General features: G+C 66.8%; 30 protein-coding genes. 12 read left to right on the forward strand and 18 right to left on the reverse strand.

What is annotated here, in order from left to right:
• The first annotated feature begins 8 nt into the window (after window positions 1-8).
• Complete coding sequence (locus SFB74_RS21275; protein ID WP_432726274.1) at window positions 9-896, forward strand: LysR substrate-binding domain-containing protein; 888 nt, start codon at window positions 9-11, stop codon at window positions 894-896.
• 34 nt (window positions 897-930) lie between these two features.
• Here SFB74_RS21275 and SFB74_RS21280 read toward each other — a convergent pair whose 3' ends face one another.
• Complete coding sequence (locus tag SFB74_RS21280; protein ID WP_432726275.1) at window positions 931-1,512, reverse strand: DUF3299 domain-containing protein; 582 nt, start codon at window positions 1,510-1,512, stop codon at window positions 931-933.
• 99 nt (window positions 1,513-1,611) lie between these two features.
• Between SFB74_RS21280 and SFB74_RS21285 the strand changes: the two genes are divergently transcribed.
• Window positions 1,612-2,178 (forward strand): hypothetical protein, encoded by a 567-nt coding sequence (locus tag SFB74_RS21285; protein ID WP_432726276.1) that lies wholly within the window; start codon window positions 1,612-1,614, stop codon window positions 2,176-2,178.
• On the opposite strand, the gene arfB is transcribed toward SFB74_RS21285, so the two are convergent.
• From arfB to clpB, 4 genes are all read right to left on the reverse strand, one after another.
• A complete protein-coding gene (arfB, locus tag SFB74_RS21290) occupies window positions 2,147-2,554 on the reverse strand; it encodes an alternative ribosome rescue aminoacyl-tRNA hydrolase ArfB (protein WP_432726278.1) in 408 nt (135 codons plus the stop codon). The genes SFB74_RS21285 and arfB overlap by 32 nt on opposite strands.
• 4 nt (window positions 2,555-2,558) lie before the next feature.
• The gene (locus SFB74_RS21295; RefSeq protein WP_432726279.1) at window positions 2,559-3,743 is read right to left on the reverse strand and encodes an acetyl-CoA C-acyltransferase family protein; all 1,185 of its coding nucleotides are present in this window, start codon (window positions 3,741-3,743) and stop codon (window positions 2,559-2,561) included.
• A gap of 124 nt (window positions 3,744-3,867) precedes the next feature.
• Window positions 3,868-4,203 carry a hypothetical protein gene (locus SFB74_RS21300; RefSeq protein WP_432726280.1) on the reverse strand — a complete coding sequence of 112 codons (336 nt, stop codon included), beginning with the start codon at window positions 4,201-4,203 and terminating at the stop codon, window positions 3,868-3,870.
• 6 nt (window positions 4,204-4,209) lie between these two features.
• Window positions 4,210-6,831: an ATP-dependent chaperone ClpB gene (clpB, locus tag SFB74_RS21305; protein ID WP_432726281.1), complete on the reverse strand. Its 2,622-nt coding sequence runs from the start codon at window positions 6,829-6,831 to the stop codon at window positions 4,210-4,212.
• Window positions 6,832-6,940: 109 nt separating this feature from the next.
• On the opposite strand from clpB, the gene SFB74_RS21310 reads away from it, so the two are divergent.
• Window positions 6,941-7,933, forward strand: a complete 993-nt coding sequence (locus tag SFB74_RS21310) for a Bug family tripartite tricarboxylate transporter substrate binding protein (RefSeq protein ID WP_432726282.1) — start codon at window positions 6,941-6,943, stop codon at window positions 7,931-7,933.
• 9 nt (window positions 7,934-7,942) lie between these two features.
• Here the strand turns inward: SFB74_RS21310 and SFB74_RS21315 are convergent, their stop codons facing one another.
• The gene (locus SFB74_RS21315) at window positions 7,943-8,419 is read right to left on the reverse strand and encodes a molybdenum cofactor biosynthesis protein MoaE (protein WP_093203291.1); all 477 of its coding nucleotides are present in this window, start codon (window positions 8,417-8,419) and stop codon (window positions 7,943-7,945) included.
• A 264-nt stretch (window positions 8,420-8,683) separates the two neighbouring features.
• On the opposite strand from SFB74_RS21315, the gene dapA reads away from it, so the two are divergent.
• Complete coding sequence (gene dapA / locus SFB74_RS21320; RefSeq protein WP_432726283.1) at window positions 8,684-9,580, forward strand: 4-hydroxy-tetrahydrodipicolinate synthase; 897 nt, start codon at window positions 8,684-8,686, stop codon at window positions 9,578-9,580.
• Here the strand turns inward: dapA and SFB74_RS21325 are convergent.
• The 8 genes from SFB74_RS21325 to SFB74_RS21360 are packed head-to-tail and all read right to left on the reverse strand — an operon-like array spanning window position 9,567 to window position 17,048.
• Window positions 9,567-9,818, reverse strand: coding sequence for a MoaD/ThiS family protein (locus SFB74_RS21325; protein WP_126472821.1), 252 nt, complete (start codon window positions 9,816-9,818; stop codon window positions 9,567-9,569). The genes dapA and SFB74_RS21325 overlap by 14 nt on opposite strands.
• 5 nt (window positions 9,819-9,823) lie before the next feature.
• Window positions 9,824-11,110: a molybdopterin molybdotransferase MoeA gene (locus SFB74_RS21330; protein WP_432726284.1), complete on the reverse strand. Its 1,287-nt coding sequence runs from the start codon at window positions 11,108-11,110 to the stop codon at window positions 9,824-9,826.
• A complete protein-coding gene (gene mobB, locus SFB74_RS21335; RefSeq protein ID WP_432726285.1) occupies window positions 11,103-11,648 on the reverse strand; it encodes a molybdopterin-guanine dinucleotide biosynthesis protein B in 546 nt (181 codons plus the stop codon). Before mobB ends, SFB74_RS21330 begins: the two co-directional genes overlap by 8 nt.
• 18 nt (window positions 11,649-11,666) lie before the next feature.
• Window positions 11,667-13,082, reverse strand: a complete 1,416-nt coding sequence (thrC, locus tag SFB74_RS21340; protein ID WP_432726286.1) for a threonine synthase — start codon at window positions 13,080-13,082, stop codon at window positions 11,667-11,669.
• 9 nt (window positions 13,083-13,091) lie between these two features.
• Window positions 13,092-13,406 carry a response regulator gene (locus SFB74_RS21345; protein WP_432726287.1) on the reverse strand — a complete coding sequence of 105 codons (315 nt, stop codon included), beginning with the start codon at window positions 13,404-13,406 and terminating at the stop codon, window positions 13,092-13,094.
• A gap of 26 nt (window positions 13,407-13,432) precedes the next feature.
• Entirely contained in the window at window positions 13,433-14,755 is a 1,323-nt protein-coding gene (locus tag SFB74_RS21350) for a homoserine dehydrogenase (RefSeq protein ID WP_432726288.1), read from the reverse strand.
• Between the two features lie 23 nt (window positions 14,756-14,778).
• Window positions 14,779-15,819 (reverse strand): DUF1176 domain-containing protein, encoded by a 1,041-nt coding sequence (locus SFB74_RS21355; protein WP_432726290.1) that lies wholly within the window; start codon window positions 15,817-15,819, stop codon window positions 14,779-14,781.
• Complete coding sequence (locus tag SFB74_RS21360; RefSeq protein WP_432726291.1) at window positions 15,816-17,048, reverse strand: pyridoxal phosphate-dependent aminotransferase; 1,233 nt, start codon at window positions 17,046-17,048, stop codon at window positions 15,816-15,818. The genes SFB74_RS21355 and SFB74_RS21360 overlap by 4 nt, the downstream gene beginning before the upstream one ends.
• Window positions 17,049-17,158: 110 nt before the next feature.
• Here SFB74_RS21360 and SFB74_RS21365 point away from each other — a divergent pair, with 110 nt between their 5' ends.
• The 8 genes from SFB74_RS21365 to SFB74_RS21400 all read left to right on the forward strand — a co-directional run bounded on the left by SFB74_RS21365 (window position 17,159) and on the right by SFB74_RS21400 (window position 22,839).
• On the forward strand, window positions 17,159-17,542 hold the full coding sequence (locus tag SFB74_RS21365) for an Mth938-like domain-containing protein (protein ID WP_301508310.1): 384 nt from the start codon (window positions 17,159-17,161) through the stop codon (window positions 17,540-17,542).
• Between the two features lie 149 nt (window positions 17,543-17,691).
• Window positions 17,692-18,168: a peroxiredoxin gene (locus SFB74_RS21370; protein WP_019655927.1), complete on the forward strand. Its 477-nt coding sequence runs from the start codon at window positions 17,692-17,694 to the stop codon at window positions 18,166-18,168.
• Window positions 18,169-18,379: 211 nt separating this feature from the next.
• Window positions 18,380-20,161 carry a PhoH family protein gene (locus tag SFB74_RS21375; RefSeq protein ID WP_432726293.1) on the forward strand — a complete coding sequence of 594 codons (1,782 nt, stop codon included), beginning with the start codon at window positions 18,380-18,382 and terminating at the stop codon, window positions 20,159-20,161.
• A 157-nt stretch (window positions 20,162-20,318) separates the two neighbouring features.
• Entirely contained in the window at window positions 20,319-20,690 is a 372-nt protein-coding gene (locus SFB74_RS21380) for a VOC family protein (RefSeq protein WP_432726295.1), read from the forward strand.
• Between the two features lie 6 nt (window positions 20,691-20,696).
• Entirely contained in the window at window positions 20,697-21,146 is a 450-nt protein-coding gene (locus SFB74_RS21385; RefSeq protein WP_432726296.1) for an EVE domain-containing protein, read from the forward strand.
• Window positions 21,147-21,161: 15 nt separating this feature from the next.
• On the forward strand, window positions 21,162-21,611 hold the full coding sequence (locus tag SFB74_RS21390) for a GyrI-like domain-containing protein (RefSeq protein WP_432726297.1): 450 nt from the start codon (window positions 21,162-21,164) through the stop codon (window positions 21,609-21,611).
• Window positions 21,608-22,078, forward strand: coding sequence for a 6-O-methylguanine DNA methyltransferase (locus SFB74_RS21395; protein ID WP_432726299.1), 471 nt, complete (start codon window positions 21,608-21,610; stop codon window positions 22,076-22,078). The genes SFB74_RS21390 and SFB74_RS21395 overlap by 4 nt, the downstream gene beginning before the upstream one ends.
• Window positions 22,078-22,839: a helix-turn-helix transcriptional regulator gene (locus tag SFB74_RS21400; RefSeq protein WP_432726301.1), complete on the forward strand. Its 762-nt coding sequence runs from the start codon at window positions 22,078-22,080 to the stop codon at window positions 22,837-22,839. Before SFB74_RS21395 ends, SFB74_RS21400 begins: the two co-directional genes overlap by 1 nt.
• 21 nt (window positions 22,840-22,860) lie before the next feature.
• On the opposite strand, the gene dnaB is transcribed toward SFB74_RS21400, so the two are convergent.
• From dnaB to priB, 4 genes are all read right to left on the reverse strand, one after another.
• Window positions 22,861-24,267, reverse strand: a complete 1,407-nt coding sequence (gene dnaB / locus SFB74_RS21405) for a replicative DNA helicase (RefSeq protein ID WP_432726303.1) — start codon at window positions 24,265-24,267, stop codon at window positions 22,861-22,863.
• 179 nt (window positions 24,268-24,446) lie between these two features.
• Window positions 24,447-24,899 carry a 50S ribosomal protein L9 gene (gene rplI / locus SFB74_RS21410; protein WP_093203335.1) on the reverse strand — a complete coding sequence of 151 codons (453 nt, stop codon included), beginning with the start codon at window positions 24,897-24,899 and terminating at the stop codon, window positions 24,447-24,449.
• Between the two features lie 12 nt (window positions 24,900-24,911).
• Window positions 24,912-25,193: a 30S ribosomal protein S18 gene (gene rpsR / locus SFB74_RS21415; RefSeq protein ID WP_007830781.1), complete on the reverse strand. Its 282-nt coding sequence runs from the start codon at window positions 25,191-25,193 to the stop codon at window positions 24,912-24,914.
• A gap of 21 nt (window positions 25,194-25,214) precedes the next feature.
• A complete protein-coding gene (priB, locus tag SFB74_RS21420) occupies window positions 25,215-25,529 on the reverse strand; it encodes a primosomal replication protein N (protein WP_132751596.1) in 315 nt (104 codons plus the stop codon).

A 25,529-nucleotide genomic window follows, 5' to 3' on the forward strand; every position in this document is an offset into this window, starting at 1 on the left:
CAGCGCCCATGAAGACCACCATCGAAGAACTCGTCGCGTTCCGCACGGTGGTGGACACGGGCTCGATCACGGCCGCGTCGGAGCAGCTGTCGCAGACCGTCTCGGGCATCAGCCGCGCGCTGAGCCGGCTCGAGCAGAAGCTCGACACCACGCTGCTTCGCCGCACCACGCGGCGGCTCGAACTCACGGAGGAAGGCGCGGCCTTCCTGCAGCGCACGCGCGCGATCCTCGATGCCATCGACGATGCGGAAGAGCAGATGGCCGCGCGCCGCCAGCAGCCCGCCGGCCGGCTGCGAGTGAACGCGGCCTCGCCCTTCATGCTGCATGCCATCGTGCCGCTGGTGCCGGAGTTCCGCAGGCTCTATCCGCAGATCAGCCTGGAGCTCGACACCGACGACCTGCCCATCGACCTGCTGGAGCGCCGCACCGACGTGGCGATCCGCATCGGCCCGCTGCGCGATTCCACGCTGCATGCGCGGCCGCTGGGCACGCACAGGCTGCGCGTGCTCGCGAGCCCGGCGTACCTCGAAACGCACGGCAAACCGCGCAAGGTGGCCGACCTGGCCGAACATACGCTGCTGGGCTTCACGCAGCCCGAGTCGCTGAACCGCTGGCCGCTGCGCGGCGTGCACGGCGACGAATGGAACATCGCGCCCACGCTGGTTGCGTCGAGCGGAGAAACGCTGCGCCAGCTGGCCCTGGCGGGCGTGGGCATCGTCTGCCTGTCGGACTTCATGACGGGCATCGACCGCGCCAATGGCTCGCTGGTGCAGGTGCTTGTGAAGGAGACGGCGGACGTGCGCCAGCCGGTGAATGCCGTGTACTACCGCAACACGCAGCTGTCGGCGCGCATCACGTCGTTCCTGGACTTCCTGTCGCAGCGCATGGTCGGTTAGCCAGCCGGCCGGCGCTGCCATTGCGGCACGGCGGCTACTGCGGCTGCTTCGCCACGAAGCGCTCGACCGTGGCCGACTTGATCTCGTAGCCGCTCACGCCCATGTCTTCCGACGAGTAGCGCGCGGCCTTCAGCGTGCCGCTCACGTACACGGTGTCCATCGCGTGCAGGCCCTTGACGACCGAGGCGGCGACCACGTGCACGATCTGGTTGGCGGGCGGCGGCGGGGTGTGGATGCAGGCGCCGAAGTAAGGCACCAGCAGGAACTCACGGATGCCTTCCTGCGTGTTGTCCAGCGGCACGACGAAGCCGGCGAGCTTGCCGGCCTTGCCGTCGAGAGCCACGTTGACGGGCGCGTTGTCCCAGACGGCGCGCATCTCGTCGAGCATCTGGATCGCGCGCGGATCGTTGTCGCGCAGGGCCTCGAGGCTGATGTTGCGGTAGCGCCTGGTCGGGTCCCAACTCTTGGGGATCAGTTCTTCCCACTTGAGCTCGGCGGGTGCGGTGGCGTTTGCGTCCCGTTGCGCCGCCGCTCCAGGACCGCATCCGGTCAGGAGCGCCGAGGCCGGCGCCAGCAGGAACGCGGCCAGCACGGCGCGCGGAAAGAACCTTCTCATGAGTGCGATTGTGATCGGCGGATGTTTCAACCCCGTAAAGCAGGGCCTTTTGCACTCAATTCCTCCCAGATGGATACAAATTCGTTGCAACGAGCCAGAATGCCGCACCACGACTCGAGCGAGGAGGCCTGCATGGCACCGACAGGATGGCTGGGACTCACGTCCCTGGGGACCGTTCACACCGCGATCAGCCTGGTCGCCGTCGTTGCGGGGCTGCTGGCCCTGCTTCGCTGCAAGGAAATCACCATGCGCACCGGCCTCGGCCGGCTCTTCGTGTGGACCACCGTGCTGACCTGCCTCACGGCCTTCGGCATCTTCCAGCACGGCGGCTTCGGCAAGCCGCATGCGTTGGGCATCATCACGCTGCTCGCGCTGGCCGTGGGCGCGCTCGCCGGGCGGGGCGCTCTCTTCGGGAAGTGGGCGCGCTACGTCGAGGCCATCGCGTTCTCGGCGAGCTTCCTGTTCCACTGGATCCCGGCCTTCACCGAAACGCTGACGCGCCTGCCGCTCGGTGCCCCGCTGTTGCCGAATGCCGACGCGCCGGAGCTCAAGGCGATCACCGGGGTGCTGCTCGTGCTGTACCTGATCGGCGTGGGGCTGCAGATCCGCCGGCTGCGCGGCGGTGGCGGCGAGCTCAGTCCCGCACCGGCCCGCGCAGGCTCTTGATCTGCGAACGCTGGCTTTTGCCTTCGAGCCGGCGCTGCTTCGAACCGTAGGTGGGCTTGGTCGCGCGCCGCACGCGAGGAGCGACGGCGACGCTGTCGACCACCGCCTGCAGCCGCGCGAGCGCGTCGGCGCGGTTCATCTCCTGCGTGCGGTGCTGCTGCGCCTTGAGCACGAACACGCCTTCCTGCGTGATGCGGCTGTCGCGCAGCGCGAGCAGCCGCTCCTTCACGTCGGCCGGCAATGAGCTGGCATGGATGTCGTAGCGCAGGTGCACCGCGCTCGACACCTTGTTGACGTTCTGCCCGCCCGCGCCCTGCGCCCGGATGGCGCTGAAGTCGACCTCATCGGGGTCGATCAGGACGGGCGGATGAAGCACGCGCTCAGACTCGTTCGAAGACGGCCGCGATGCCCTGCCCGCCGCCGATGCACATCGTGACCAGCGCATAGCGACCGCCAGTGCGCTGCAACTCGGCGATCGCCTTCGTCGTGATGATCGCGCCGGTCGCGCCCACAGGATGGCCCAGCGAAATGCCCGAGCCGTTCGGATTGACCTTGGCGGGATCGAAGCCCAGCTCCTTGATGACCGCGCAGGCCTGCGCCGCGAAGGCTTCGTTCGACTCGATCACGTCGAAGTCGCTCACCTTCAGGCCGGTGCGCTCCAGCACCTTGCGCGTGGCGGGCACCGGGCCGATGCCCATGTACGCGGGCTCGACGCCGGCGTGCGCGTAGCCCACCAGGCGCGCCAGCGGCTTCAGGCCGCGCGCCTTGACGCTCTCGCCGCTGGCCAGCACCACGGCAGCCGCGCCGTCGTTGATGCCCGAGGCATTGCCGGCGGTGACGAGGCCGTCCTTCTTGAACGCGGGCTTCATCTTCGACAGCGTCTCGACGGTGGTGTCGGCGCGCACGTGCTCGTCGGTGTCGAACAGCACGACGCCCTTGCGCGTCTTCACCTCGACCGGAACGATCTGCTCCTTGAAGCGGCCCGCCGCGATGGCGGCCGCAGCGCGCTGCTGGCTGCTCACGGCCAGCTCGTCCATCTGATCGCGCGTGATGTCGTAGCGCGCGGCCACGTTTTCCGCCGTGATGCCCATGTGGATCTTCTCCCACGGGTCGTGAAGGATGCCGAGCATGTAGTCGACCAGCACCGCATCGCCCATGCGCGCGCCGTAGCGTGCCGAGGTGTCGAAGTACGGGCCGCGGCTCATCGACTCCGAACCGCCGCCGATGGCGATGTCGCAGTCGCCCAGCGCGATGGCCTGCGCCGCCGACACGATGGCCTGCAGGCCCGAACCGCAGAGGCGGTTGACGTTGAAGGCCGGCGTCTCGATGGGGCAGCCCGCGTCGATGGCCGCCACGCGGCTCAGGTAGGCGTCCTTCACGTCGGTGGGGATCACGTTGCCCATGACCACATGGCCGATGGCATCGGCCGCGACGCCGCTGCGCTCGATGGCGGCCTTGACGGCGGTGGTGGCAAACTGGGTGTTGGGCACGTCCTTCAGCGAGCCGCCGAAGGTGCCGATGGCGGTGCGGGCGGTGCCGACCACGAAGATGTCGCGCGAAGTCATGGAATGTCTCTCCTGGATGAAAGCAAAAAGCCGCGGCTGGCGAGCCGCGGCTCCAGGAGGACGATTCTGACGGCGAACGGCGCGACCGGCTGTCGCGCCCGAAATAGCGCCGGGTGGCGACCGGTCAGCCGCGCGGAGAGACCGATTTGGGCGAAACGTCGGTCACGTCGCTGGCGCTGCCTCGGATGCGCACCGGGCGCTCCACCGATTCGCCGCGTGCCCGGGCGTTGGCAACGTCGGCAGCGGTCGGTTCGGCCGGCTGTGCCGCATTGCGAAATCGGTCGAAGCCCGAGCGGGGGTTGAAGCGCATGACCCATGGGGTCACGGGCTTGCCCGTGAGGCGCCCCCAGGCGTAGCGAACGCCCCAGACGGCCGCCAGCAGCATGACCGCAACAGCCAGGCTGGCCGCGAAAACCAGCCCCAGGAGCAGAAGAATGACGCGTATTACGAAGTTCATCATCCGACTTTAGGCCGAAGCAGCCGCCGTTGGTTCCCCCGCCTTTCGGAAGGCGAACTGGCCGGGCGACTGGATCGGGTCGGTCGTGACCTCGATCGTGTCCTTCGGCCCGAAGCTTCCGTCGAGCAGCAGCTTCGACAGCGGGTTCTCGATGCGCTGCTGGATCGCGCGCTTCAGCGGACGCGCGCCGAACACCGGGTCGAAGCCGACCTTGGCGATCTCCGCCAGCGCCGCCGGAGAAACCTCCAGGCCAAGATCCATCTTCGCGAGCCGCGCCTGCAGCACCTTGAGCTGGATCGCGGCGATCGATTCGATGTTCTTCGCGTCGAGCGCATGGAACACGACCGTTTCGTCGATGCGGTTCAGGAACTCGGGGCGGAAGTAGTTCTTCAGCTCGTCCCACACCGCTTCCTTGATCTCTTCCGAGGGCTTGCCCACCATGGCCTGGATGATGGGCGAGCCGATGTTGCTCGTCATCACGATCACGGTGTTCTTGAAGTCCACGGTACGGCCCTGGCCGTCGGTGAGGCGGCCATCGTCGAGCACCTGCAGCAGCACGTTGAACACGTCCGGGTGGGCCTTCTCGACCTCGTCGAGCAGCACCACGCTGTAGGGCTTGCGGCGCACGGCTTCCGTGAGGTAGCCGCCCTCCTCGTAGCCCACGTAGCCCGGCGGCGCGCCGATCAGGCGTGCGACCGAATGCTTCTCCATGAACTCGCTCATGTCGATGCGGATCAGGTGGTCTTCGCTGTCGAACAGGAAGCCCGCGAGCGCCTTGCACAGCTCGGTCTTGCCCACGCCCGTGGGGCCGAGAAACAGGAACGAGCCGGTCGGGCGGTTCGGATCGGACAGGCCCGAGCGCGAGCGGCGGATCGCGTTGGCGACCGCGCCGATGGCCTCGTCTTGGCCGACCACGCGCTCGTGCAGCTTGTCTTCCATCACGAGCAGCTTGTCGCGCTCGCCCTGCATCAGCTTGGCGACCGGAATGCCGGTGGCGCGCGCCACGACCTCGGCGATTTCTTCCGAGCCGACCTGCGTGCGCAGCAGCGTGGGCGCGCTGGACTTGCCCTTGCTCGCCTCGCTGGCCTCGGCTTCCTTCAGGCGCTTCTCGAGCGCCGGCAGCTGGCCGTACTGGAGCTCGGCGACCTTGTTGAAGTCGCCCTTGCGCTTCCATTCCTCGATCTGGAACTTGATCTTGTCCACGTCTTCGCGCACCTGCGCGCTGCCTTGGGCCTGGGCCTTCTCGGCCTGCCAGATCTCGTCGTAGTCGGCGATTTCCTTCTGCAGCTTCTCGATCTCGTCCTCGATCAGGCCGAGGCGCTTCTGCGAGGCCTCGTCCTTCTCGCGGCGCACGGCTTCGCGCTCGATCTGCAGCTGGATCAGCCGGCGGTCGAGGCGGTCCATGACCTCGGGCTTGGAGTCCATCTCGATCTTGATCTTGGCCGCGGCCTCGTCGATCAGGTCGATGGCCTTGTCGGGCAGGAAGCGGTCGGTGATGTAGCGGTCGGACAGCTCGGCCGCGGCCACGATGGCCGGGTCGGTGATCTGCACGCCGTGGTGCACTTCGTACTTCTCCTGCAGGCCGCGCAGGATGGCGATGGTGGCCTCCACGCTGGGCTCACCCACGATGATCTTCTGGAAGCGGCGCTCCAGGGCGGCATCTTTCTCGATGTACTTGCGGTACTCGTCGAGCGTGGTGGCGCCCACGCAGTGCAGCTCGCCGCGCGCGAGCGCCGGCTTGAGCATGTTGCCCGCGTCCATGGCGCCCTCGGCCTTGCCGGCGCCCACCATGGTGTGCAGCTCGTCGATGAAGACGATGGTCTGGCCTTCGTCCTTCGCGAGTTCGTTGAGCACGGTCTTCAGGCGCTCCTCGAATTCGCCACGGAACTTGGCACCGGCCAGCAGCGCGGCCATGTCGAGCGACAGCACGCGCTTGCCCTTGAGCGAATCGGGCACCTCGCCCGCGACGATGCGTTGCGCGAGGCCTTCGACGATGGCGGTCTTGCCCACGCCGGGTTCGCCGATGAGCACTGGGTTGTTCTTGGTGCGGCGTTGCAGCACCTGGATGGCGCGGCGGATTTCCTCGTCGCGGCCGATGACCGGGTCGAGCTTGCCCAGCCGGGCGCGCTCGGTGAGATCGAGGGTGTATTTCTTGAGGGCTTCGCGCTGGCCTTCGGCGTCGGCGCTGTTCACGCCCTGCCCGCCGCGCACGGCGTCGATGGCGGCCTCGAGCGACTTGCGGCTCAGGCCGTTTTCCTTGGCGATCTTGCCGATGTCGGCCTTGCTGTCGGCCAGCGCCAGCAGGAAGAGTTCGCCGGCGATGAACTGGTCATTGCGCTTGATGGCTTCCTTCTCGGTGGCCTGCAGCAGCTTGCCGAGCTCGGGGCCGACCTGCACGATGTCGTGGCCCTGCACCTGCGGCAGCTTCTTGATGGCGGCCTCGGCCGCCTGCGTCAGGCCCGGCACGTTGACGCCGGCACGCTCCAGCAGGGCGCGCGGGCCGTCGTCCTGGCGCAGCATCGCGACCAGCAGGTGTGCCGGTTCGATGTAGGCGTTGTCGTTGCCCAGTGCGAGCGACTGCGCGTCGCCCAGTGCTTCCTGAAATTTGGTGGTGAGTTTGTCTTGTCGCATGGCTTGATTCCTGCATTCAAAATAGGGCCGTCGGCCGTCCCTTCAAGTGCAAAAGCGCTTGCGGGGCTTTTTCTTGTTCTTTCCACTTCTGCTGTTTTTGGAGTCCATCATGTCCTTTTCAAGGCGCAATGTCGTGTCGCTCGGGGTGCAAATGCTGCTGGCGCTGGGTCTGTCGGGTGCCGCGCTGGCACCGGCCCACGCCCAGAGCGGCACGCCGATCCGCCTGCTGGTGGGCTTCCCCGCCGGTGCCGGCACCGACGCCATTGCACGCACGCTGGGCGAAAAACTCAAGGACGTGCTGGGCGTGCCGGTGGTGGTCGAGAACCGCGCCGGCGCGGGCGGTCAGATCGCGGCGACGGTGCTGAAGTCTTCCTCCGCCGACGGCCACACGCTGTTCCTGTCGCACGACCACACCATCTCGATCCTGCCGCAGGTGGTGAAGAACCCGGGCTTCAACCCCGCCACCGACTTCGTGCCCGTGGCCGGCTTCGCCACCTTCGCCAACGTGCTGGCCGTGTCGGGCGGCACGCCGGCCAAGAGCATCGACGAGTACGTGAAGTGGGTCCGCACGCAGAAGGGCGGCAAGGAAACCATCGGCATCCCGGCGCCGGCCTCGATTCCGGAGTTCCTGGTGAAGATGATCTCCGACAAGTACAAGATCGACGTTCAGCCCGCGCCCTACCGCGGCAGCGCGCCCATGACGGCCGACATGCTGGGCAACCAGATCACCGCGGGCATCGCCTCGGTGCCGGACTTCATCGAGAACCACAAGGCGGGCAAGGTGCGCATCGTGGCCTCCATCGGCTCCAAGCGGCAGGCGGTGATCCCGAACGTGCCGACCTTCACCGAGCTGGGCTTCTCGAACCTGGAGGACCTGCCCTACTACGGCATCTTCGCGCCCGTGGGCACGCCGCAGCCGATCATCGACAAGTACGGCGACGCGCTGCAGAAGGTGCTGGCCATGCCCGACGTGAAGCAGAAGCTCACGACGATGGGCCTGACGGTGGGCTACGAGCCGCAGGGCCAGTTCGCGGGCCGTGTGCGCACGTACACGCAGACCTGGGAAAAGATCATTCAATCGAGCGGCTTCAAGCCACTCTGAACAGGGTTCTCAGGCGTTCGGGGCGCTGATGCCCCAGCGCGCCAGTGCCGCGTCGTCGGCCACGCGCGCATCGACCCAGCGGGCGCCTTCGGGCGTCTGCTCCTTCTTCCAGAAGGGCGCCTGGGTCTTCAAGTAATCCATCAGGAACTCGCAGGCCTCGAAGCTCTGGCCGCGATGGGCCGAGACCACCGCCACCATCATGATCTGGTCTTCGGGCTGCAGCAGCCCGACGCGATGGATCACGCGCGCGCCCAGGATGTCGAAGCGGCGGTGGGCCTCGTCGATCATGGCCTCGATGGCCTTCTCGGTCATGCCGGGGTAGTGCTCCAGCTCCATCGACGAGACGCTGCTGCCGTCGTTGCGGTCGCGTACCGTGCCGACGAAGCTGCAAATGGCGCCCACGCGTTTGTCGCCGTCGCGCAACGTGGCGACCTCCCGCGAGAGGTCGAAATCGTTCGTCTGGATCGAAACACGCGCAACGCTCATGTCCGAATTGTGGCATCGCGATAGACTGTGCCGATGCCCTGCCTCGCCACGCCCACGCTCTTCCCGGTGCCTTCGCACCCCGAAGGCCGCCGCCAGAGCCAAAGCAGCAGCAACAAAGCCAAAAAACCAAAGCTCGTCTGACCGGAGCCGAGGTTCCGTCGTCGGATGAGCGACGGAACCTGCAGAAGGCTTTGGCCCCTCCCGGGTTGCGCGCGCATCGGACGGTGGTTCTTTCCATCGGTCGATTCCTGAAAGGAAGCCCGCGTGCCTCAACAACAACCAAGCCCCGACACCCCCGACTTTTCCGGTTTCTGGGTGGCCCTCGTCACTCCGTTCCGCGACGGCGCGGTCGACCACACCGCCCTCGCCGAGCTTGTCCGGCGCCTCGCCGACGACGGCGTGACGGGCTTCGTGCCCTGCGGCTCCACCGGCGAGGCCGCCGCGCTCGACGAGACCGAGCAGCTGGCCGTGCTCGACACGGTGCTGGGCGCGGCCGGCGGCCTACCGGTCGTGATGGGGATTTCCGGCTATCACCTGGGCAAGGCCACGGCCTGGGCACGCAAGCTCTCCGAACGCCCGCTGGCGGGCCTTCTGGTGGCTGCGCCGCACTATGTGCGCCCCTCGCAGGCCGGCCTGCTCGAATGGTTCCATACCATCGCGGACGCCAGCTCGGTGCCCGTGCTGGTCTACGACATTCCCTACCGCACCGGCGTCACCATCGCCCGCGAGACGCTGCTGGCGCTGGCCGAGCATCCCCGCATCCGCGGCATCAAGGACTGCGGCGGCGACATGGCCAAGACGCGCGCGGTGATCGCCGATGGCCGGCTGCAGGTGCTGACGGGCGAGGACCACCAGATCTTCGGCACCATGGCCGAAGGCGGCGTGGGCGCCATCGCGGCCAGCGGCAATGTGCAGACGCGGCGCTTTGTGCAACTGGTGAAGCTGCTGGCGGACAACCGGCTGGCCGAGGCACGCGCCGAATGGCAGTCGCTGCAGCCGCTGGTGGAACTGCTGTTCGCCGAGCCCAACCCCGGCCCGCTGAAGGCGCTGCTGGCCCACTTGGGCGAGATGGCCGACGAGTTGCGCTCGCCGATGACCCGTGCGTCCGGCAGCCTGCGCGAGCGCCTTGTGGCGCTGGACGCCCGGCTCAGCCGCCCGTGACCGGCGGGAAGAAGGCTACTTCGCAGCCTTCTCGCAGGGCCGCGGCTTCATCGCTCATGACCTGGTCGAGCGCCATGCGCACCGCCTTGCCGCGAGCAAGCGCGGTGGCGTAGGCGCCGCCCCTGCCGATGAGCTCGTCGCGCAGGGCCGAAAGCGTTTCGGCTCGCGTCTCGACGGCTTCGCCGCTGCTGGAAAGCGCCTCGCGCACCGAGGCGAAATAACGGACCTGGACTTTCATGCGATTCAGCCCAGCAGCGATGCGAAGGGAATGAAGTCGACGACGTCGCCCGACTTGATCGTCCTGCCCGCCGGGTTGTCGACCACGCCGTCGCCCCAGACCATCGAGGTAAGCACGCCCGAACTCTGGTTGCCGAATAGGTCGAGGCCGCCGGCCGCATTGCGCCGCACGCGCAGGAACTCGCGGCGCTTGTCGGCTCGCAGCCAGTCGAAATCGGCGCGGATCTTCACCGCCTCTGGCGCAACGCGCGTGGCGCCCTGCAGCGTCAGAAGGAAGGGCCTCACCAGCATCAGGAAGGTGAGGAAGCTCGACACCGGGTTGCCCGGCAGCCCCGTCACATGGCAGGCGCCCTGCCCGCTGCTGCGCGCGATGGAGCCGTAGGCGAAGGGCTTGCCGGGCTTCATCGACAGCGACCACAGCTGCAGCTCGCCCAGCGACTGCAGCGCGGCGCGGATGTGGTCTTCCTCACCGACGGAAACGCCGCCGGTCGTGATGATCAGGTCGCTCGCCTCGGCAGCGTCGCGCAGCGCCACGATGGTGGCTTCGCGGTTGTCGGGCACGATGCCCAGGTCGTTCACCTCGCAGCCCAGGCGGTGCAGCAGGGCCCGCATGAAGAAGCGGTTGGAGTTGTAGATGGCGCCGGGCTTCATCGCGTCGGGCGCGACCTCGCCGGGCATCACCAGTTCGTCGCCGGTGGAGAGCATCGCCACGCGCGGCTTGCGCGCGACCTGCAGGCGGTCGAAGCCGACGCTGGCCGCGAGGCCCAGCGCGGCGGGCGTCAGGCGTTCGCCCTTCCTGAGCACGACGTCGCCGGAGGCCACGTCCTCGCCGGCGCGGCGAATCCACTGGCCGACGGCCGGGACGATGGCGATGCGCACCGAACCCAGGCTGCCTTCCTGCGGCGTGGCGGCGGTGTCTTCCTGCATCACGACGGCATCGGCGCCCTCGGGAATCTGCGCGCCGGTGAAGATGCGCGCCGCGGTGCCGGGCATGAGCCGCGTGCCCACGGTGCCGGCGGGAATGCGCTGCGCCACCTTCAGTTCGGCGCCCGGCGCGGCGCAGTCGGCGACGCGCACGGCGTAACCGTCCATCGCGCTGTTGTCGCGCGGCGGCACCGTGAGGCCGGAAACGAGATCCTGCGCCAGCACGCGGCCATCGGCGTCGAAGGTGCCGACGCTTTCGGTAGGCAGCACCGGCGCCGCCTTCGCGAGCAGCGTCGCGATCGCCTCGTCGAGAGGCATCAGCGGCGGACGCGAGGACGAAGCGGCGAAGGGAACGGGTGAATCAGCCATGGTGATCGGGGTTGTATTCGAAGCGCTCCCCGCTGTCGATCAACCACTTCGCAATGGCCTCGGCGTCGTTGAGGTCGAAGAGCGGCCGCTCGGTGGGCGACGGCAGGCTGGCCGGCGCATCGGTGGCCACGGCGACGACGAAGGGATCGTCGGGGTACAGCACGGGCCGCACGGGCTCGCCCGCCTCCGGCTCGCGCCAGATCTCGATCTTGGGCAGGTCGCTGTGGCGAAAGCCCTCGACCAGCACCCAGTCGGCGGCCGGATGCGCCTCGGCCAGCAGCTGGTGCACGTCGAGTTCGACGGGAGTCTCGAACTCGCGCATCACCGCCAGCCGCTTGTCGGACGCGACGACCACCTCGAAGGCACCGGCCTCGCGGTGGCGGTACGTGTCCTTGCCGGGATGATCGATGTCGAACTTGTGGTGCGCGTGCTTGACCACCGACACGCGCTGGCCGAGCCGCTTGAGCGCGGGGATGAGGCGCTCGAGCAGCGTGGTCTTGCCCGCGCCCGAGTAGCCGGCGAAACCGACGACCTTCATGCGAGGCCCCGACCGTGCTCAGTCACAGTGCTCGGCGATGTAGGCCTTGACGGTCTCTGCGTCGGCCGGCAGCTTGACGACGCGCTTGGGCAGCGCCTCGATGCCCTCGAACTTCTTTGGACGCGCTGGCTCTTCGCCCAGCGCCTCGACCAGCGTGGCCGCGAACTTGATGGGCAACGCCGTTTCGAGTACCACCATCGGCACTCCGGGGGTGAGCTGCTCGCGCGCGGCCTTGAGGCCGTCGGCCGTGTGCGGATCAACCAGCGTGGCGAAGCGCTTGTCGGTGTCGCGGATGGTGGCCAGGCGGTCGGCATGCGTGCTGCGGCCGCTGCGGAAGCCGAAGCGGCCGGCGGCCTGCGCAAACGCCGGGTCGGCGCTCAGGTCGAAGCTGCCGTTCAGGCCCAGGTCGTCCACGAACAGCTTGCGCAGCTTTGCCGGGTCGCGGCCGACCAGGTCGAACACGAAGCGCTCGAAGTTGCTGGCCTTGCTGATGTCCATCGACGGGCTGGAGGTCTCGTGCGTGTCGACGGCGCCGCGCACGCGGTACACGCCGGTGCGGAAGAACTCGTCGAGCACGTCGTTCTCGTTGGTGGCAACCACCAGCGTGTGGATCGGCAGGCCCATCGAGCGTGCCACGTGGCCCGCGCAGACGTTGCCGAAGTTGCCCGAAGGCACGGTGAAGCTCACCGGCTTGTCGTTGCTCGCGGTAGCCTGGAAGTAGCCGGCGAAGTAGTAGACGACCTGCGCCAGCAGCCGCGCCCAGTTGATCGAGTTGACCGTGCCGATGCGGTACTTGCGCTTGAAGGCCAGGTCGTTCGACACCGCCTTGACGATGTCCTGGCAGTCGTCGAACACGCCGGTGATGGCGATGTTGTGGATGTTGGCGTCCTGCAGGCTGAACATCTGCGCCTGCTGGAACGGGCTCATCCGGCCGTCGGGCGAGGTCATGAAGACGCGCACGCCCTTCTTGCCGCGCATGGCGTACTCGGCCGCGCTGCCGGTGTCGCCGCTGGTGGCGCCCAGGATGTTGAGCTCGGCGCCGCGGCGGGCCAGCTCGTACTCGAACAGGTTGCCCAGCAGCTGCATCGCCATGTCCTTGAAGGCCAGCGTGGGGCCGTTGGACAGGGCTTCGAGGTACACGCCGTCTTCCAGCTCGCGCAGCGGAACGATCTCGTCCGTGCCGAACACCTCGGCGGTATAGGTCTTCGCGCAGATCGCCTTCAGGTCGGCCGACGGGATGTCGTCGATGTAGAGCGACAGGATCTCGAAGGCCAGCTCGGCGTACGGCAGATTGCGCCATTTGGCGAGCGTGGCGGTATCGACCTGCGGGTATTGCTCGGGCAGGTAGAGGCCGCCATCGGGCGCGAGGCCTTCGAGGAGGATTTCGCAGAAGCGCTTGCGGTCGGGGTGGCCGCGGGTGCTCAGGTAGTTCACGGGATGTTCCTAGAGGCCAATTCCATAGTGGCGCAGATCAAGCCAGAAGCGGGAGCCGATCAGCGCCAGCATGCCGAAGAAAAGAATGAAGTAGTGCGGGACGCGGTACTCGACGTTGTCGGTCGCATCGAGCGCCGAGAAATACGCCCAGGCCGCGAGAAAGCTGCCCGCGCCGTTGAGCACGAGCTGCCGCCAGCCGAGGCTGGCGAACAAGGCCAGCACGACCAGCACCGCGAACCAGAACGCCAGGTGCCAGCGCGGCATTTCCACGTGCGCGAAGCGGAGCAATCCGACCAGCGCGAATGTGGCGATGAGCGTGGGCACGGCGGCATTCCATGGCGACGATCAGCTCAGGACAGCTCTTCCTTGCGGATGCGCACGATCGGCTCCAGCACGGTCGGCAGCGCCTGCAGCTCGGCCAGCACGTCGTTGACGGTGCCTTCGCGCGCGTCGTGCGTGAGGATGATCAGGTCGGTCTGCGTCGAGCCCTCGCCGCCCACCTCGTCGGCTTCGCGCTGCAGCACGGCGTCGATGCTGATGCCGGCGGTGGCGAGCAGGCCCGTGACCTTGGCGAGCACGCCGGCCTGGTCGGCCACGCGCAGGCGCAGGTAGTAGCTGGTGACGACTTCGGACATCGGCAGCACCTGCAGGTCGCTCATCGCGTCGGGGTGGAAGGCCAGGTGCGGCACGCGGTGCGCGGCGTCTGCCGTGTGCAGGCGGGTGATGTCGACCAGGTCGGCGATCACGGCACTGGCGGTCGGCTCGCTGCCCGCGCCCTTGCCGTAGTAGAGCGTGGTGCCCACGGCGTCGCCGTGCACCACCACCGCGTTCATCGCGCCCTCGACGTTGGCCAGCAGGCGCTTCGACGGCACCAGCGAGGGATGCACGCGCAGCTCGATGCCCTTGGCGGTGCGCTTGGTCACGCCCAGCAGCTTGATGCGGTAGCCCAGCTGCTCGGCGTACTTGATGTCCTGCGCGGCGAGCTTGGTGATGCCCTCGATGTGGGCCTTGTCGAACTGCACCGGGATGCCGAAGGCGATGGCGCTCATCAGCGTGACCTTGTGGCCCGCGTCCACGCCCTCGATGTCGAAGGTCGGGTCGGCTTCGGCGTAGCCCAGGCGCTGCGCCTCCTTCAGCACGGTCGCGAAGTCCAGGCCCTTGTCGCGCATCTCCGAGAGGATGAAGTTGGTGGTGCCGTTGATGATGCCGGCCAGCCACTGGATGCTGTTGGCCGTGAGGCCTTCGCGCAGCGCCTTGATGATCGGGATGCCGCCGGCCACCGCGGCCTCGAAGGCCACCATCACGCCCTTGGCGTGCGCGGCCGCGAAGATCTCGGTACCGTGCACCGCCAGCAGCGCCTTGTTGGCCGTGACCACGTGCTTGCCGGCCGCGATGGCCTCGAGCACGAGCTGCTTCGCGATGCCGTAGCCGCCGATGAGCTCGATGACGATGTCGATCTCGGGGTTGGCGATGACTTCGCGCGCATCGCTCACCACCTTGACGCCCTCGCCTGCCACTTCGCGGGCACGGGCGGTGTCGAGGTCGGCCACCATGGTGATCTCGATGCCGCGGCCTGCGCGACGCTTGATTTCTTCCTGGTTGCGCTGGAGCACCTTGAAGGTGCCGCTGCCGACCGTGCCTGCACCGAGCAGGCCTACTTGGATGGGTTTCATTGGGAGAGTCGCACTTATGGCGTTCAGGGTTTGGATGGGGTGGCGGACGGCTCGGAAAGCTCCACGCGGGTGACATAGCGCGGCAGGCTCCAGGCACCGCCCGCGAAGCCGCGGCACATGCCGTCGCCCGCGGCGGCGGTGCGCACGAAGTCCTTGCCGTTGAAGCTCCAGGTCTCGCTCGACCAGCAGTCGCCGACGCCACGTCCCTTCATGGAGGACGTGACGCTGGCGTCCTTCTCGTCGAAGTCGCCGTTCGCCTCGATGGCGACGGGCGCGTAGGGCGGCTTGTCGTTGGCGATCCAGAGCAGGCTGGTGTAGTTGTAGGCGCCCATGCCGCAGCCGAAGGACAGCAGCACCTTGCGGTCGGTCAGGCGCGTGACGTTCAGCGACTTGGCGTTGAAATCGTCGTGGTTGTTGCAGGCTTCCTTGACGCTGTCCAGCTTCAGGGAAGGGAAGATGCGCGCGGCCAATGCGTCGTCGCCGGCGCGCGCCTTGGGCGGCACGACCACGTTCACGACAGGCGCCGGCACCGGCGGCAGCACGGAGGATTCGGGCTTGTTGCCGCGGCGCACCAGCGCGCCGGGCGTACCGACGCGGCCCTGAGCCTCGTCCATCTTCAGCAGCACGGCGTTGAGGCCGGCAAGCGAAAGAACCCACTTGTGTCCGCCGCTGTCCGTGAGCGTGGCGTCGTCACCCTTGAGCAGTTCGGGCAGCACGGTGCGGATTTGCGCCTGGTCGAGGCTGACGGCACCGTCCTTGAGACCGGACAAAGTGGCCTTGCCGACCTTGAAGCGCATCGAGCCCTTGGCATCTGCCTGGCCGCCGGTCTGCAGGTCGATTTCGATGGGAGTTCCGGGGCCCGCATTGCGGGTGATGAGCATCGACACCGGCTCCAGAGCGCTCCCGCTCTCCACCTGGTAGCCGGCCGCGCGGCAGGTGCGGGTGTTGTCGCAGGCCAGTTCCCAGTCGTTGTGCGAGAACGAGACGCCCTCCTTGCCGGCGGCGCCAGCGGACAGCGCGGCGAACGACAGCGCCGCGGCGGCAGCGATGCGGGCGGGCGTCATGCTCGCTGCTTGCGTCGCAAGCGGTACTGCTCCAGGAACCTGGCGATGCGGTTGATGGCCTCGCGCAGGTCGTCCTCGTGGGGCAGGAACACGATGCGGAAGTGATCAGGAGTGGCCCAGTTGAAGCCGGTGCCCTGCACCAGCATCACGCGTGTTTCCTTCAGCAGCTCGAGGAAGAACTGGCGGTCGTCCTCGATCGGATAGACCTCCGGATCGAGCTTGGGGAACATGTAGAGCGCGGCGCTCGGCTTGACGCAGCTCACGCCGGGGATCGCGGTGATCAGCTCGTAGGCCAGGTCGCGCTGGCGGCGCAGGCGCCCGCCGTCGCACACGAGGTCGTTGATGCTCTGGTAGCCGCCGAGTGCCGTCTGGATGGCCCACTGGCCCGGCACGTTGGCGCACAGGCGCATGTTCGAGAGCATGTTCAGGCCCTCGATGTAGTCCTGTGCGCTGCGCTTGTCGCCCGAGACCACCAGCCAGCCGGCGCGGTAGCCGCACGAGCGGTAGCTCTTGGACAGCGAATTGAAGGTGAGCGTGAGCACATCGGTCGACAGGCTGGCGATGGCGGTGTGCTTCACCCCGTCATACAGCACCTTGTCGTAGACCTCGTCGGCGAAGATCACGAGGCCGTGCTCGCGCGCGATGCCCACGATGCTCCTGAGCAGGTCGTCGGAGTACAGCGCGCCCGTCGGGTTGTTCGGATTGATGACCACGATGCCCTTGGTGCGCGGCGTGATCTTGGCGCGGATGTCGTCGAGGTTCGGCATCCAGCCGTTGGCCTCGTCGCACAGGTAGTGCACCGGCGTACCGCCGGAGAGGCTGGTGGAGGCGGTCCACAGCGGGTAGTCGGGGGCCGGCAGCAGCAGCTCGTCGCCGTCGTTGAGCAGTGCGTTCGTGGACATCGCGATCAGCTCGCTGGCTCCGTTGCCGAGGTAGATGTCGTCCAGGGTGACGCCGACCACACCCTGCTTCTGCGTCTCGTGCATCACCGCCTTGCGTGCCGCGAAGACGCCCTTGCTGTCGGAGTAACCGGCCGAGGTGGGCAGGTTGCGGATCATGTCCTGCTGGATTTCCTCGGGAGCATCGAAACCGAACACGGCGAGGTTGCCGATGTTGAGCTTGATGATCTTCTGGCCGTCCTCTTCCATCTGCTTGGCGGCGTCCATGATGGGGCCGCGGATGTCATAGAGAACGTTGGCCAGCTTGGCCGATTTCTTGAGCTGCTTCAAAGGGCCCTCCCGGGCGCGGGTTAGAGTTTGCTTACGCGGAATCAAAGGCCCTTGCGAGCCCCGTGGCACTAGGGAAAACCTATAATTTGACCACAGTTCCCAGTGCCCAGATGAAGCTCCAGCCCGACAAATCCGACGCTCAGTCTCTCACCGCACACGGTCCCGGCTGGGTGGCGATCAACAACGAAAAAGTCGAAGGCAGCGTCGTTGTCGGCTCGCGCGGCGAGCGCTTCGAATGGAATTGTTCGAGCTTCGACCAGATCGGCCCCGAACATTTCGCGCAATTGGCATCCCTGGGCGCCGAATTGATCATCTTCGGCAGCGGAAACCGCATCCGCTTCCCCCAGCCCGCCTGGCTGAAGCCGCTGATGGCCCAGCGCACCGGCGTCGAAACAATGGACACCGCAGCAGCCTGCCGGACCTACAACATCCTGGCCGGAGAAGGCCGGCACGTGATCGCAGCCCTCCTCGTGGAGAGCCCCGTGGGTGGCTGATGGGGGTGTTTTCGGGGTAAAATACCGGGTTGCGAACAGGCCAGCTACCCCAAAGTTAGCAACGACCAATCCTCCATTCCTTGAGCAAGCCCTGTGCGAAACGGGGCGAGAGGGCTCAGGAGCGGAATCTAACGGAGAAAACAAGTTTCATGGCGATCGTTGTCAACAAACCCATTCCTGAATTCGACGCCAACGCCACGGGCGGCATCAAGGTCTCGAATACCTCGCATCTCGGCCACGTGCTGGTCATGTATTTTTACCCGAAAGATAACACTCCGGGCTGCACCACCGAAGCGATGCAGTTCCGCGATCGTTACAAGGACTTCGAAAAGGCCGGTGCCACGGTGTTCGGCGTGTCCCGCGACAACATGAAGTCGCACGACGAATTCAAGGCCAAGCTCGAGCTGCCCTTCGAACTCATCGCCGATACCGAAGAAAAAATGTGCCACATGTTCGGCGTGGTCAAGAACAAGATCATGTACGGCAAGAAGGTCAAGGGCATCGAGCGCAGCACCTTCCTGATCGGCGCCGACGGCATCCTGAAGGCCGAATGGCGCGGGCTCAAGGTCCCTGGCCATGTCGACGACGTGCTCAAGGCCGTCAAGGCCCTCAAGAAGGCTGCCTGAGCGCCTCCCGGCGAGCCGGCCACACGCTTTTCCGCCCTGGCGTGGGAAATGCCCAACGCGGTGCGTAAAGAGCTCCCGGCGCGTAATCCGCGGTGTGCATAATGGCCTCATGCCGTTGAGCTCCACGACCGCATCCTCCGAACAAAGCCGCCTTGGTCTTCAGGCGGCTTTTTCGTTTTCTGGTTCCCACTCTCTGCGAGCGATCTGACACATGCCACTGCCCCCCGCCCCCACGAAACGCGCTGCATTGCTCTCCCCGGACGCACTCGATGCGCCCGCCCGGTCCTCGCACCGGGGCTCGCGCCGTTCCGGTGATTCGCGTGCTGACGAAGCCGCGGCGCGCAGCCCGCAGCCGCTGGAGCTGTTCGACAGCCTCGGCGCAGAAGGCGCCGGCGGTGGCGCCGCCGTGCGTCCGGCCCGCCGGACCAAATCGAAGGCTGCGCCCGCACCCGCACCGGTGAGCGCGCCGCAGCCGCAGGCGCTCGTCCAGGTCGAAACCAAGGCGCCGGCCGTCGAACCTGCCCCGGCTCCCGCAACGGCTCCGCAGCCGCCGGCACGCGCCAAGCGCAGCAAATCGACCGGTCCAGCCAAGCTGTTCGTGCTCGACACGAACGTGCTGCTGCACGACCCGATGTGCCTGTTCCGCTTCGAGGAACACGACATCTTCCTGCCGATGATCGTGCTGGAGGAGCTCGACGGCCACAAGAAGGGCACCACCGAAGTCGCTCGCAACGGCCGCCAGACCAGCCGCACGCTCGACGCGCTGGCAGCCGCCCAGGACGCCGACATCGACAAGGGCCTGAAGCTCGACACCACCGGCCATCGCGAGGCCGGCGGACGCCTGTTCTTCCAGACCGCCCCGCTCGACTACTCGCTGCCGATCAGCCTGCCCCAGGGCAAGGCCGACAACCAGATCCTCGGCGTTGTGCACGCACTGCGCGACGAATATGCCAAGGACCGTCCGGGCCAGCCCAAGCGGGAAGTCGTGCTGGTGTCGAAGGACATCAACATGCGCGTCAAGGCGCGCGCCCTCGGCTTGGCCGCCGACGACTACCAGAACGACAAGACACTGGAAGACGGCGACCTGCTCTACGCCGGCTCGCTCGCGCTGCCCGCCGACTTCTGGACGCGCCAGAGCAAGACCGTCGAGAGCTGGCAAAGCGGCAGCAGCACCTTCTACCGGATCAGCGGTCCGCTGGTGCCGAACCTGTTCATCAACCAGTTCGTGTACTTCGAGGCACCGGGCGAGCCGAGCATGTATGCCCGCGTCACCGAGATCCGCGACAAGACCGCGGTGCTCAAGACGCTCAAGGACTACAGCTCGGGCAAGAACGCCGTGTGGGGCGTGAACACCCGCAACCGCGAACAGAACTTCGCGATGAACCTGCTGATGGACCCGGAGATCGACTTCGTCACGCTGACCGGCACCGCCGGCACCGGCAAAACCCTGATGGCGCTGGCCTCCGGCCTCACGCAGGTGCTCGACGACCGCCGCTACACCGAGATCATCATGACCCGCGCCACCGTGAGCGTGGGCGAGGACATCGGCTTCCTGCCCGGCACCGAAGAAGAAAAGATGGGCCCCTGGATGGGTGCGCTCGACGACAACCTCGAGTTCCTGGCCAAGGGCGACGGCGGCGGTGCCGGCGAGTGGGGCCGCGCGGCCACCAACGAGCTGATCCGCAGCCGCATCAAGGTCAAGAGCATGAACTTCATGCGCGGGCGCACCTTCCTCAACAAGTACGTGATCATCGACGAGGCGCAGAACCTCACGCCCAAGCAGATGAAGACGCTGATCACCCGCGCCGGCCCCGGCACGAAGATCATCTGCATGGGCAACCTCGCGCAGATCGACACGCCGTACCTGACGGAAGGCTCCTCGGGCCTGACCTTCGCGGTCGACAAGTTCAAGGGCTGGCCGCACGGCGGGCACATCACGCTGGCGCGCGGCGAACGCTCGCGACTGGCCGATTTCGCCAGCGACGTCCTCTGATCCCCGGGGCACCGCCCCACACGAGCCCGCGCCTGCTCTCCCCGAGCAGCGCGGGCTTTTTTCATCCGTGGTGACAGGCTACTGACAAGACGCTGTCAGTAGGCCGGCAGCACCATCCGGGCTCCTTCCAACGCAACGAAAGAAAGAGAGCCCCGAAATGCAGAACGCCATCACCTGGTTCGAGATTCCGGTCACCGACATCGACCGCGCCCAGGCCTTCTACGAGACCGTGCTCGCGCGCAAGCTGCGCCGCGAGGACTTCGGCGGCGAGACGCTGGCCATCTTCCCGCACGACAAGCCAGCCACCGGCGGCGCGCTGCAAGGCGGCGCCAATGGCAGCGCGCGCGCCGGCACGGGCATCCGCATCTACCTCGACTGCAATCCCAGCATCGACGCGGTGCTCGCGCGGATCGTGCCTGCAGGCGGGCAGATCGTGGCGCCCAAGTCGGCCCTGCCGCCCGGCCTGGGCTTCATCGCCCATCTGCGCGACACCGAGGGCAACGAAGTCGGCCTGCACTCGCTGGAGTGATCCGCCATGACGCAGCGCAACTGGATCGCCGTGGCAAGTGCCGAGCATGCGCGGCGCGGGCGCGACCACAAGCCGCTCGGCTTCATCCAGGTCGGCCACGGCAAGCATGCGCCGCTCAAGCGGCTTTCGGCGGGCGACCGCGTGGCCTACTATTCGCCGGCCACGATGTTCGGCGGCACGGACAAGCTGCAGAGCTTCGTGTCGATCGGCATCGTGCAGCCGGGCGAGCCGTACGAATTCGACATGGGCAACGGCTTCGTGCCGTGGCGGCGCGACATGGTCTACGCTGCCGGGCACGAGACGCCGATCGCCCCGCTGATCGAGCGGCTGGCCTTCATCGAGAACCCCAAGCAGTGGGGCTACAAATTCCGCTTCGGCATGTTCGACGTCACCGACGCCGACATGAAACTGATCGCCCAGGCCATGAAGGCCGACCTGAAAACACTATTGCTCTGAGGAGAAAAAAGCCAAATGGAACCAGTTCGCCAGCATCAGGATGCGTTCCGCGTCGCGGGCCTCACCATCCGCACGACAAACCGCGAGGAGACCGACCCGGCCACGGCCCGCCTCGGCAAGCTGTGGGGTCGATTCTTCGGCGAGGAAACCTATGCATCGACGCCGGACCGAACCGCCGACACGCGCATCTTCAGCGTCTATTCGGCCTACGAATCGGACGCCAACGGCGCCTTCGACGTGACGGCGGGCGTCGCCGTATCCGGCGGCGATGACAGCCTTGCAGTGGAGGCCGGCGACTACCTGGTCTTCAACGGCCAGGGCCAGATGCCGCAGATGGTGATCGCCACCTGGGAGCGCATCTGGCAGTATTTCGAGGCGCACCCCGAGGTTGCCCGCCGGTATCGCAGCGACTTCGAAGCCTATGAAGGGCCGGACAAGGTGGCGATCCACATCGGAGTTTCATGAGCACCACGAAGAAGAGCTGGCGCGAGCGCCTGGCCAGCTACCCTCACCTGCCGAGCGTCAAGGAGATTCCCGCCGCCATGCGCTCCCGGCACGGCGAGGGGACCATCGCCACGCCGTCGCCGCAGGAGGTGGAGGCAGCGATGCGCAGCATTCCCGAGGGCCGGCTCGCAACGGTGATGGGCATCGGCGAAGACATCGCGCTGCGCCACGAAGCCACCATCGGCTGCACCGTGACCACGGCGATCTTCGCGCACATGGTCGCGCACGCCGCCGAGGAGGCGCCGAAGACGCAAAGCGCGGCGCCCTGGTGGCGCACCCTCAAGGTCGGCGGCGAACTCAATGCCAAGTACCCCGGCGGCATCGAGGCGCAGATGTCGAGGCTCGAGGCCGAGGGCCACACGGTCGTGCAGCGCGGCAAGCGCTATTTCGTCGAAGACTTCGCGAAGAAGCTCACCGGAACCCGCTGATGCGCCGCGCCGACCGCCTGTTCCAGCTCGTGCAGCTCATCCGCGGCCGCCGGCTGACCACGGCCGCGTTCCTGGCGCAGCGCCTCGAGGTGTCGGAGCGAACGGTGTATCGCGACATCGCCGACCTGCAGCACCAGGGCGTGCCCATCGAGGGCGAGGCCGGCGTGGGCTACCGGCTGGGCGCGGGCTTCGAGCTGCCGCCGCTGATGTTCACGCAGGACGAGGCCGCGGCGCTCGTGGCCGCGGCACGGCTCGCGCAGAGCTGGGTCGATCCGGCGCTGGCGCGCGACATCGAAAGTGGGCTGGGCAAGATCCTGTCGGTGCTGCCGCCCGCGGCGCGCGTCTCAGCCGAGGCGCTGGCGCTCTATGCCCCCGGACTGGGCCTGGACGACACCCTGCGCGCGCGGCTGCAGACGCTGCGCGAGGCGACGCAGTCGCACAACAAGCTGCGGCTGCACTACCGCGACGTGTCGGGCGACGCCAGCGAGCGCACGGTGCGTCCGCTGGGCTGCTTCTATTGGGGCAAGGTGTGGACGCTCTCGACCTGGTGCGAGCTGCGCGACGACTTCCGGGGCTTTCGCCTGGACCGCATGGACGCGATCGAGGTGCTGCCCGATCGCTTTCGCGACGAAACAGGCAAGACGCTTGCAGACCTGCTGCGACAGGTCAACGCCGAGACGGCGCAAGGAAAAGTGGTACCGCAGAAGCCGGGCACGCCGCCGCCCTGGAACAACGGCAAGAGCGGCAACGCGGCGGGTTGACTGCGCCTCGACGCCGCCGGATCAGTACTCGTCGTTGTTGCTGTAGCCGACCAGGTTCTCGAACTTGGTGAGCGGCTTCAGGAAGCCGAGCTTGACGGTGCCGGTCGGGCCGTTGCGGTGCTTGCTGATGATCACCTCGGCCACCCCCGGCTCCTTCGACTCCTTGTTGTAGTAGTCGTCGCGGTAGATGAACATGATGATGTCCGCGTCCTGCTCGATGGCGCCGGATTCGCGCAAGTCGCTCATCATGGGGCGCTTGTCGGTACGGCTTTCCACGCCGCGGCTGAGCTGCGACAGCGCGATCACCGGGCACTTCAGCTCCTTGGCCAGCATCTTCAGGCCGCGCGAAATTTCGCCCACGGCCGTGGCGCGGTTCTCGTCGCCCGAACTGCTGGTGGACATGAGCTGCAGGTAGTCGACCACGATCAGGCCGAGCCGCCCGTACTGGCGTGCCAGGCGACGCGCGTTGGCGCGCAGTTCGCTGGTGGAAAGACCTGGCGTCTCGTCGATGTGCAGCGACACGGTGCGCAGCTTCTCGATGGCTTCAGTGAGCCGCGGCCACTCCTCGTCGGTGAGCTTGCCGGTGCGCAGGTGGCCCTGGTCGATGCGGCCGATGGAACCCACGATACGCACCGCCAGCTGGGCGGCGCCCATTTCCATGGAGAACACGGCCACCGGCAGGCCTTCGTCGAGGGCCACGTGCTCGGCGATGTTGATCGCGAGCGAGGTCTTGCCCATCGAGGGACGCGCGGCCAGCACGATCATGTCGCCCGGCTGCAGGCCCGAGGTCATCTTGTCGAAGTCGTTGAAGCCGGTGCGAACGCCCGTGATGTCGTTGGGGTTCTCGGCCATCTCCGTCACGCGGTCGAGCAGGTCGACCACCAGGGCATCCATGCTCTGGAAGCCCTGCTTCATCCGCGTGCCTTCTTCGCCGATGTTGAAGATCTTCTGCTCGGCCTCGTCGAGGATCTTGTCGACCGCCTTGCCCTGCGGATTGAAGGCGTTGGTGGCGATCTCGTCGCTGGCGGAAACCAGTTTGCGAAGAATGGAGCGCTCGCGCACGATCTCGGCGTAGCGGCGGATGTTGCTCGCGCTGGGCACGTACTGCGCGAGCGAATTCAAGTAGACCAGTCCGCCGATCTCGTCGGCCTTGCCGAGGTTCTGCAGCTGCTCGTAGACGGTGATCACGTCCGCCGGCTTGCTGGCGTTGATCAGCCCGCCGATGGCCGCGTAGATCAGCTTGTGCTCGTGGCGGTAGAAGTCGCCGTCGACCAGCAGGTCGCCCATGCGGTCCCAGGCGCCGTTGTCGAGCAGCAGGCCGCCGAGCACGCTGGATTCAGCCTCGATGGAGTGAGGCGGAATGCGCAGTTGAGCGACTTGGCGGTCGGCCGACGGATCGTTGTCGGCATAGGAAAAAACGGCGGACATGGACTTCCCTTGCAACCCTGCATGCTAAGCCGCGCAGCTCGATGCGCGTGTGGACAAGGTTGTGAATAAACGGTGATCTTCCAGTGCAATCGGCTGGAAAAGACGGGACAACTCGCTCCCGGAAAAACAAAAGCCGCCCGAAGGCGGCTTTTGTGCAGCGCACGAGGCGCTGTGGAAGATCAGGCGGTTTCGCCGTAGACCGTCACGGTGATGTCGACCACCACGTCGGTGTGCAGGGCAACGCTCACGGTGCTGTCGCCAACGATCTTGATCGGACCGTTGGGCAGGCGCACTTGCGCCTTGGCAACCTTGTAGCCTTGCTTGCCCAGTTCTTCGGCGATGTCGCCGTTGGTGACCGAGCCGAACAGACGGCCGTCGACACCAGCCTTTTGCGTCAGCTTGATGGTCGTGCCACCGAGCTTTTCGCCTTGGGCTTGCGATTCGGCCAGCTTGGCGGCCGCAGCCTTTTCGAGTTCGGCGCGCTTGGCTTCGAATTCGGCCTTGTTGGCAGCGGTGGCGCGGCGGGCGCGGCCCGACGGGATCAGGAAGTTGCGTGCGTAGCCGTCCTTGACCTTGACGATGTCGCCCAGGGCGCCGACGTTGACAACCTTGTCCAGAAGAATGATTTGCATGGTGTCGACTCCTTAGACGCGGTGCTGGTCGCTGTACGGCACCATGGCCAGGAAGCGTGCGCGCTTGATGGCGGTGTTCAGCTGGCGCTGGTAGATCGCGCGCGTGCCGGTCAGGCGGGCGGGGATGATCTTGCCGTTTTCGCTGATGAAGTCACGCAGCGTGTCGATGTCCTTGTAGTCGATTTCCTCGACGCCAGCGACGGTGAAGCGGCAGAAGCGCTTGCGCTTGAACAGCAGCGACTGGGTGTTGCGCTTCGGGCGCTTGTCTTTGTTGAATTTCTTGAACGTGGCCATTTCGGGACCTCTTGTCGAAAATTAATCTTGCTGAAAATCCTGGATGTGCAGGACCGGATGCTTGCCGTTGCCCGGTGTCGCGAGGAAGCCCTGAAAACGCCAGAGACTTCCCATCGACTGTCTTGCGAGCCGCTCGGCGATGGCGCCGAAGGCAACGGCTTTGAGGGCCGTCTTCACCTGCCTGGGCTTTCCTGCCTCCTGGAGCGTCGACTCGTGTTCGAGCTTCAGGTCGATGGCTGGCAAGCCGGCTGGCGTGAATCGCAGGTTTCCGAGTTCGGCAACGGAGGCGGTCAGCAGAAGCTGGTTGACCCCGGTTGCCGCAGCGGCGGCAGTCAC

The organism is Variovorax xiamenensis, from assembly GCF_050916385.1.
In the GTDB taxonomy this organism is placed as follows: Bacteria; Pseudomonadota; Gammaproteobacteria; order Burkholderiales; family Burkholderiaceae_C; genus Variovorax.

Bases quoted from the DNA above. Each gene is read 5' to 3' on its own strand.
- SFB74_RS21395 (WP_432726299.1), top strand. From the start codon at position 21,608: ATGAGCACCACGAAGAAGAGCTGGCGCGAGCGCCTGGCCAGCTACCCT.
- SFB74_RS21365 (WP_301508310.1), top strand. From the start codon at position 17,159: ATGAAGCTCCAGCCCGACAAATCCGACGCTCAGTCTCTCACCGCACAC.
- clpB (WP_432726281.1), bottom strand. From the start codon at position 6,831: ATGCGACAAGACAAACTCACCACCAAATTTCAGGAAGCACTGGGCGAC.
- SFB74_RS21375 (WP_432726293.1), top strand. From the start codon at position 18,380: ATGCCACTGCCCCCCGCCCCCACGAAACGCGCTGCATTGCTCTCCCCG.
- SFB74_RS21300 (WP_432726280.1), bottom strand. From the start codon at position 4,203: ATGATGAACTTCGTAATACGCGTCATTCTTCTGCTCCTGGGGCTGGTT.
- SFB74_RS21385 (WP_432726296.1), top strand. From the start codon at position 20,697: ATGACGCAGCGCAACTGGATCGCCGTGGCAAGTGCCGAGCATGCGCGG.
- SFB74_RS21400 (WP_432726301.1), top strand. From the start codon at position 22,078: ATGCGCCGCGCCGACCGCCTGTTCCAGCTCGTGCAGCTCATCCGCGGC.
- SFB74_RS21370 (WP_019655927.1), top strand. From the start codon at position 17,692: ATGGCGATCGTTGTCAACAAACCCATTCCTGAATTCGACGCCAACGCC.
- SFB74_RS21275 (WP_432726274.1), top strand. From the start codon at position 9: ATGAAGACCACCATCGAAGAACTCGTCGCGTTCCGCACGGTGGTGGAC.
- SFB74_RS21315 (WP_093203291.1), bottom strand. From the start codon at position 8,419: ATGAGCGTTGCGCGTGTTTCGATCCAGACGAACGATTTCGACCTCTCG.
- SFB74_RS21350 (WP_432726288.1), bottom strand. From the start codon at position 14,755: ATGAAACCCATCCAAGTAGGCCTGCTCGGTGCAGGCACGGTCGGCAGC.
- dnaB (WP_432726303.1), bottom strand. From the start codon at position 24,267: ATGTCCGCCGTTTTTTCCTATGCCGACAACGATCCGTCGGCCGACCGC.
- SFB74_RS21380 (WP_432726295.1), top strand. From the start codon at position 20,319: ATGCAGAACGCCATCACCTGGTTCGAGATTCCGGTCACCGACATCGAC.
- SFB74_RS21330 (WP_432726284.1), bottom strand. From the start codon at position 11,110: ATGGCTGATTCACCCGTTCCCTTCGCCGCTTCGTCCTCGCGTCCGCCG.
- rplI (WP_093203335.1), bottom strand. From the start codon at position 24,899: ATGCAAATCATTCTTCTGGACAAGGTTGTCAACGTCGGCGCCCTGGGC.
- SFB74_RS21355 (WP_432726290.1), bottom strand. From the start codon at position 15,819: ATGACGCCCGCCCGCATCGCTGCCGCCGCGGCGCTGTCGTTCGCCGCG.
- SFB74_RS21390 (WP_432726297.1), top strand. From the start codon at position 21,162: ATGGAACCAGTTCGCCAGCATCAGGATGCGTTCCGCGTCGCGGGCCTC.
- SFB74_RS21295 (WP_432726279.1), bottom strand. From the start codon at position 3,743: ATGACTTCGCGCGACATCTTCGTGGTCGGCACCGCCCGCACCGCCATC.
- SFB74_RS21280 (WP_432726275.1), bottom strand. From the start codon at position 1,512: ATGAGAAGGTTCTTTCCGCGCGCCGTGCTGGCCGCGTTCCTGCTGGCG.
- mobB (WP_432726285.1), bottom strand. From the start codon at position 11,648: ATGAAGGTCGTCGGTTTCGCCGGCTACTCGGGCGCGGGCAAGACCACG.
- rpsR (WP_007830781.1), bottom strand. From the start codon at position 25,193: ATGGCCACGTTCAAGAAATTCAACAAAGACAAGCGCCCGAAGCGCAAC.
- SFB74_RS21325 (WP_126472821.1), bottom strand. From the start codon at position 9,818: ATGAAAGTCCAGGTCCGTTATTTCGCCTCGGTGCGCGAGGCGCTTTCC.
- SFB74_RS21310 (WP_432726282.1), top strand. From the start codon at position 6,941: ATGTCCTTTTCAAGGCGCAATGTCGTGTCGCTCGGGGTGCAAATGCTG.
- SFB74_RS21285 (WP_432726276.1), top strand. From the start codon at position 1,612: ATGCCGCACCACGACTCGAGCGAGGAGGCCTGCATGGCACCGACAGGA.